Origin of the sequence: Modestobacter marinus (genome assembly GCF_019799945.1) — a bacterium.
Classification (GTDB): domain Bacteria; phylum Actinomycetota; class Actinomycetes; order Mycobacteriales; family Geodermatophilaceae; genus Modestobacter; species Modestobacter marinus_B.
This window is the reverse complement of record NZ_JABGCH010000004.1, coordinates 256808-262807: the sequence shown is the minus strand read 5'-3', so window position 1 is coordinate 262807 and position 6000 is coordinate 256808. Positions and strand designations below refer to the sequence as shown.

The window sequence follows — 6000 nt, the reverse complement described above, 5'->3', positions numbered from 1 at the left end:
CCACCGGCCAGCCGATCACCCGATCCCTGATCGCCTACGACCACTGATCGGCTTCGGACTTACTCGTCTAGCGCGCCGCCAACCGCTGCGGTGGCCCCGCCGCCGGGTGCCCGGGCCGGCTACGCGGCCGACCCGAACTGCGGCGGAGCACCTCGGCGTAGAGCTGCTCGTAGGCGGCGGCCATCACCGCCGGGGCGAACCGGCGCTCGGCGACCTCCCGGCACGCGTGCGGGTCCAGTTCCGCCACCCGGCCCACCGCCGCGGCGAAGCCGGCCTCGTCCTCGGTGAGGAAGCCGGTCCGGCCGTGGTCGACCAGTGACGGCAGGCAGCCGCGGGCCATCGCCACGACCGGGGTGCCGGCAGCCAGCGCCTCGCAGACGGCGGTCCCGCCCGGCTCGTCCCAGCGGATCGGGAACAGCACCGCGCGCGACCGCCGCAGCAGGTCGGCCTTCTCCTCACCGGCGACGCTGCCGATCCACCGGGCCCGGTCGCCGTCGAGCGCGGGCAGCACGTGCTCCGTGGCCCAGCGGAGGTCGGGGTGGCTGTGCACCGGGTGCCCGGGATCGGCGAGGGCGTCGTCCAGGGCGGCCCGGTCGGGCTGACCGGCGAGCGGGCCGGCCAGGACGAGGCGCACCCCGGCCGTGCGGCAGGCGCGCAGCGCGACGTCGATCCCCTTCAGCTCGCACAGCCGGGAGAGGACCAGCACGGAGTCCAGCCGCTCCACCGGCCGCGCCGGCGGGGCGTCCGGCAGGGGGACGGCGAGCGGGACGGCGCCCAGGGTCTGCCGGCGCAGGGACGACGGCCCCCGCGCGACCTGCGACTCCGAGACCCCGGCGAAGAAGACCCGGCCCCGGCCCTCGAAGGCGCCGTAGAAGTCGGCGTTCCGCCGGAGGTCCCAGTGCAGGGTCTGCAGCACCGGGGGTGCGGACTCCCCCAGCGCCGCCAGCACCGCCGGGCCGACCACCTCCAGGTGGCTGTGCACCAGGTCGAACGGCTCACCGGCCGCGGCGTGCCGGTGGACCGCCTGCAGTACCGCGCCCATGTGCGTGTGCGCGGCCCCCACCACCTCGGGATAGGGGGCGGCGAGGCGGGCGAACTGCCCGGTCGGGAAGGCGGAGACGTGCCCGTCGGCGGGCAGCCGGCTCTCCCCCACGGTGGCCAGGACCACGGTGTGCCCGCGTCGCCGCAGCTCGGTGGTCAGCGTCGCGACCACGTTCTCCAGCCCGCCGTAACCCTGCGGGGGCACCGGCAGCCACGGGCCGGCGTCCATGAGGACCTTCATGCCGGGGGTAGGGCCCGCGGACGGGTCGGGTCTGGGAGCACGGCTCACTCCTCGCGGTCGGGTGCCGGCCTCGTCGACGGCACGGGACGACGTGCAGGACAGCACAGACGGGGGCCTCCGTGCCAGTTCCGGCGCACGGGAGTTCGCGCCGGAGCCACGGACCGGGCACGATCCCCCGGTGACCACGACCAGCTCCCGGGGACCGGGCAGATGACGTTGCGGGTCGGCCTGGTCGGGGCCGGTGGCGTCGGCGCCCGGCACGCCCGCACGCTCGCCGGGTTCGACGACGTCGAGCTCGTGGCGGTGAGCGACCCCGTGACCGCGGCCGCCCAGGCCCTTGCCGAGGCGGTCGGCTGCGCCGTCGAGGACGACGTCGACCGGTTGCTGCGCTCCGGGCTGGACGCGGTCTGGCTCTGCGTCCCGCCGTTCGCGCACGGCCCGCTGGAGACCTCCGTCGTCCGCGCCGGGGTCCCGTTCTTCGTGGAGAAGCCGCTGGCCGCCGACCTCGCCGTCGCCGAGCAGGTCGCCGCCGCCGTGGCCGCCGCGGGGCTGCCCACCGCGACCGGCTACCACTGGCGGCACCTGGACACCGTCGAGCGGGCGCGCACCGTGCTGTCCGGGACCGCGGTGCGGCTCGTCTCCGCACGCTGGTGGGGCAGCACCCCGCCGCCGGCCTGGTGGAGCCGCTCGGACTCCTCCGGCGGGCAGGTCGTCGAGCAGGCCACCCACGTGCTGGACCTGGTCCGCGTCCTCGCGGGTGAGGTGGCCGAGGTGGGCGGCCTCGCCGCGCCGTCCACGGCCGGGGGCCGGGACGTGCCCGATGCGACCGCCGCGGTGCTCCGGCTGGAGTCGGGCGCGGTGGGCACGGTGAGCACCTCCTGCGTGCTGCCGGCCGCCGTCGCCGCGGGGATCGACGTGGCCGCCGACGGTGTCGCCGTCGAGCTGACCGAGACGGCGCTGCGGGTGCGGACCCGGGACGGCGACCAGCAGGCCGCGCCGGCCGTGGACGGGCGGCACGCGGTCGACCGCGCCTTCGTCGACGTGCTGTCCGGCAGTGCAGCGGTGCCCGGCCTGGTGGACGTCGGTGAGGCCCTGCGCACCCACCGGCTCGCCTGGGCCGTCACCGAGGCGGCGCGGACCGGGTCCACCGTCCGGGTGCCCGGGGCCTGACGCCAGCGGCCGGTGCGAGACTGCGGGCGTGACCGACGTGGCGCTGGGGCAGTCAGCGACGAACTGGGCCGGCAACTACCGCTACCGCGCCACCGTGCTGCACCGGCCGACGAGCCTGGAGCAGCTGCAGGAGGTCGTCGCGGCGGCGCAGCGGCTGCGCGTGCTGGGCTCCCGGCACTCGTTCACCTCGATCGGCGACTCCCCCGAGCTGGTCTCCCTCGAGGGGCTGCCGGCCGAGGCCGTCATCGCGCCCGACCGGCGCACGGTCACCGTCGCGGCCGCGCTGCGGTACGGGCAGGTGGCCGACGTCCTGCGCGACGTGGGGCTGGCCCTGCACAACCTGGCCTCGCTGCCGCACATCTCCGTCGCGGGCGCCGTCGCCACGGCGACCCACGGCTCCGGCGTCGGCAACGGCAACCTGGCGACGGCGGTCGCCGGGCTGGAGCTGGTGACCTCCGACGGCAAGGTGGTCCGCGCCGCCCGCGGGGACGCCGACTTCGACGGCCTGGTCGTCGGCCTCGGGGCGCTGGGCGCGGTCACCCGGGTCACCCTCGACGTGGAGCCCGCCTACGAGGTCGCCCAGCGGGTGTTCGAGGACCTGCCGTGGGCGACGCTGTACGACCGCTTCGACGAGGTGACCGCCGCCGGCTACAGCGTCAGCCTCTTCACCCTGCTCGGCGCGGACGTCGACATGGTGTGGGTGAAGGCCCGCACCGATCGGGCGGGTGCACCGGAGGGCGACCTGTTCGGCGCGCGCGAGGCCGGCGCCGAGCGGCACCCCATCCCGGGGCTGGACCCGACCCCCGCGACCGGGCAGCTCGGCCGGCCGGGGCCGTGGTCGGACCGGCTGCCCCACTTCCGGATGGGCTTCACGCCGAGCAACGGGGACGAACTGCAGTCGGAGTACCTGGTACCGCGCCGCTGGGCGGTCGAGGCGATCGAGGCGGTGCGCGCGCTGGCCCCGGGAATCCGGCCGCTGCTGCAGATCTGCGAGATCCGCACGGTGGCCGGCGACGAGCTCTGGATGAGCACCGCGTCCGGCGGTCCCCGGGTCGCGCTGCACTTCACCTGGCGGCCGGACACCGAGGGGGTCCTCACGGTGCTGGGCGACCTGGAGGACGCCCTGGCGCCGTTCGGCGCGCGCCCGCACTGGGGCAAGGTCTTCCTCGCCGACGCGGCGGCACTGGCCCCGCGCTACCCGCGGCATGCGGACTTCGCCGCGATGGTGCAGCGGCTGGACCCGCGCGGCGCGTTCCGCAACGAGTGGCTGGAGACCCACGTCCTCGGCTAGGACCCCGCCTCCAGTCCGGTCGTCGGCGGAGCCAGACGTAGATGTCCGGGAAGTCACCCGGTGAGCGGGCCCGGCCCGGGTTGCTCGATGCACGCTACGACGGGACATCGGGCGGCCGAGGGGCTCGGCGGCGGACTAGGTTCTCGGCAATGGCATCGCCAGCGTCCGGTTCCAGGGAGGTAGTCATGCCCCGCACCCCGCAGGAGATCTTCGCCCACCACGCGAGCGCGCTGATGGCCGGTGATGTCGAGGAGATCGTCGCCGACTATGCCGAGGACGCGGTGCTCATCACCCCGGCCCGCGTGTTCCGCGGGCGAGACGGCGTCCGAGAGGCCTTCACGGGGTTGCTCGCCGACCTGCCCGAGGCGAGCTGGGATGTGCCGACCCAGATCCATGAAGGCGACATCCTGTTCATCGAGTGGTCGGCCGTCGCCAAGTCCAACCGGGTGAGCGACGGCGTGGACACCTTCGTCTTCTCCGGCGACGCCATCAGGGCGCAGACGCTCAGCTACACGCTGGAGACGACGAACTAGCGCCACCCAGCATCGAGATCTGGCCTCGCCCCTGAAGCGCGTCTCCCGAGCCACCCCGGGAGCGGGTCCGGCCCGGGTGCCTCCGGCACGCCGAGCGGTCCGGACTCCGGCGGTCACCCGGTATGTCATCCGGTGTCCGGCGGCGATGCCGGTGGCGGCCGACGTCACAGCATGCGGATCTCGGCGACCAGTTGCGCGTGATCGGAGACGATCCGATCACGGCGCTCGTTGCTGAGTTGGCTGTCGAACAGATGGTCGTTGAAGTACCGCAGGTTCATCACCTCAGCGATGCGTTGCGGATTGCGCTCGTAGAACTCCTGGCTCACGAGGATGTGGTCGAGGTTCTCGTAGTGCCCGTTGAAGATGTGCGTGAAGCTGACATCACGTCCAGTCCGTCGAACGGTGAGTTCGTAGGCCGAGTACAGCAGTCGGTCCCAGTAGGTCCTTTTGTCTTCGGGGTCTGTCGGCCAGAACCTGGAGGGTGAGTCACCCATGATGATGTCGGTGGTGACCGCGCGGGCGGCGTCATTGAGATCTCCGAGCACGATGACCGGCTGCGCGGTGCCGATGATCTCCTGGAGCACGAGGAAGCGCAGAGCCGCCGCTTCGGCGGCGCGGCGGATCAGCGCCCGCGCCTTTCCGAGGGCCTCTTCGCGCGGATCGTGTTCCGGTGCCTGCGGGTCGCGGATAGGCCGCTTCGACTTCAGGTGGGCTACGAACACCGTCGAGGTGGTGCCTCGTGTCGGGTCGAGGACCACGCGCGTGCGCAGGATCGGGCGACTGAACGTCCCGACCGGCAGGGCGAGACCTTCTACTTCCGCGTCTATCCCGGCCGGGAAGTCGGTGATGGTGGTGACCGGTTCGTCGATGGGCAGCCGGCTGGCCAGGCCCAGCCGTGGACCGCTGGCCCCGTCGGCGCCTGGCGCCACGACGGTGCCGTCGGGGAACTGCCCCGACCGGTTGCAGACATCACGCAGGGCTTCCTCGTGGAAGACCTCCTGGAAGCCGACCAGATGCGCGTTCATTCGGTTCAACTGCCCGGCGATCCACCTTGCCTTCTCGTCGTACTCGACGGCCGTGTACGGCTGCTCGTCGGGGTAGTAGCGCTCGCCTTCCCGGGCGAGGTTGAGGACGTTGAACGTGCCGACCCTGACGTCCATCTCCAGGCCACCCCCATCCCGGCTCGTCGTCATCCTCGGCCCGAGTGCGTCACCGCCACGTCACCGAGCGGCCGCCGCCGAGACGGCCGTCCGCGCGCAGCTCCGCTGAGCCACCACGAGCGAGGGCGTGGCGGCTCCCCCGCGGCTGGAGGGAGATCGCGGCGGGGGCGTCGAGATCGTCGACGAACCGCCGACGGCCACCGAGTCAACGTCGCCGCACCTGCCCTCGAGGACGGCCGGCCCAGTGCTGTGAGCGGCCCACCATGGGACACCGCCTCAGCCAGCCGCCATCCTGGGGAGGAGGGCAGATGTCGGGTCTGACCGCTCGAGGTGACGGCCGAACCTCCCCGTCGACGCCGTGACGGCGGGCGTCCCAAGCGGCCGACCATGAGACACGTCAGAACCGTTCGCGAGGGGCAGTCGTGCGTCGTCTCCCCACTCGATGGCGCTCGGGATTCTCCCAGCCGAGGGTCGGGCCGTTTCGCTCCACGGTTTCCTGCCAACCCTGTTCATCGCGCTAGAAGTACGCCCAGTACTCATAGCCCCTGACGACCAGAGCCACCT

At 73.5% G+C, this 6000-nt stretch carries 5 protein-coding genes; 3 read left to right on the top strand and 2 right to left on the bottom strand.

Features of this window, described 5'->3' with window-relative positions; genetic code table 11:
* Nucleotides 1–67: 67 nt before the first annotated feature.
* Nucleotides 68–1282, bottom strand: a complete 1215-nt coding sequence (locus tag HK417_RS06355; protein WP_222264497.1) for a glycosyltransferase — start codon at nt 1280–1282, stop codon at nt 68–70.
* 210 nt (nt 1283–1492) lie between these two features.
* On the opposite strand from HK417_RS06355, the gene HK417_RS06350 reads away from it, so the two are divergent.
* The 3 genes from HK417_RS06350 to HK417_RS06340 all read left to right on the top strand — a co-directional run bounded on the left by HK417_RS06350 (nt 1493) and on the right by HK417_RS06340 (nt 4276).
* The gene (locus HK417_RS06350) at nt 1493–2452 is read left to right on the top strand and encodes a Gfo/Idh/MocA family protein (RefSeq protein ID WP_222264495.1); all 960 of its coding nucleotides are present in this window, start codon (nt 1493–1495) and stop codon (nt 2450–2452) included.
* A 28-nt stretch (nt 2453–2480) separates the two neighbouring features.
* Entirely contained in the window at nt 2481–3743 is a 1263-nt protein-coding gene (locus HK417_RS06345; protein WP_222264493.1) for a D-arabinono-1,4-lactone oxidase, read from the top strand.
* Between the two features lie 185 nt (nt 3744–3928).
* Nucleotides 3929–4276, top strand: a complete 348-nt coding sequence (locus HK417_RS06340; protein ID WP_222264492.1) for a nuclear transport factor 2 family protein — start codon at nt 3929–3931, stop codon at nt 4274–4276.
* Between the two features lie 164 nt (nt 4277–4440).
* Here the strand turns inward: HK417_RS06340 and HK417_RS06335 are convergent, their stop codons facing one another.
* On the bottom strand, nt 4441–5436 hold the full coding sequence (locus HK417_RS06335; protein WP_222264490.1) for an endonuclease/exonuclease/phosphatase family protein: 996 nt from the start codon (nt 5434–5436) through the stop codon (nt 4441–4443).
* Nucleotides 5437–6000: the final 564 nt, after the last annotated feature.

Bases quoted from the DNA above. Each gene is read 5' to 3' on its own strand.
- HK417_RS06355 (WP_222264497.1), bottom strand. From the start codon at position 1,282: ATGAAGGTCCTCATGGACGCCGGCCCGTGGCTGCCGGTGCCCCCGCAG.
- HK417_RS06350 (WP_222264495.1), top strand. From the start codon at position 1,493: ATGACGTTGCGGGTCGGCCTGGTCGGGGCCGGTGGCGTCGGCGCCCGG.
- HK417_RS06340 (WP_222264492.1), top strand. From the start codon at position 3,929: ATGCCCCGCACCCCGCAGGAGATCTTCGCCCACCACGCGAGCGCGCTG.
- HK417_RS06335 (WP_222264490.1), bottom strand. From the start codon at position 5,436: ATGGACGTCAGGGTCGGCACGTTCAACGTCCTCAACCTCGCCCGGGAA.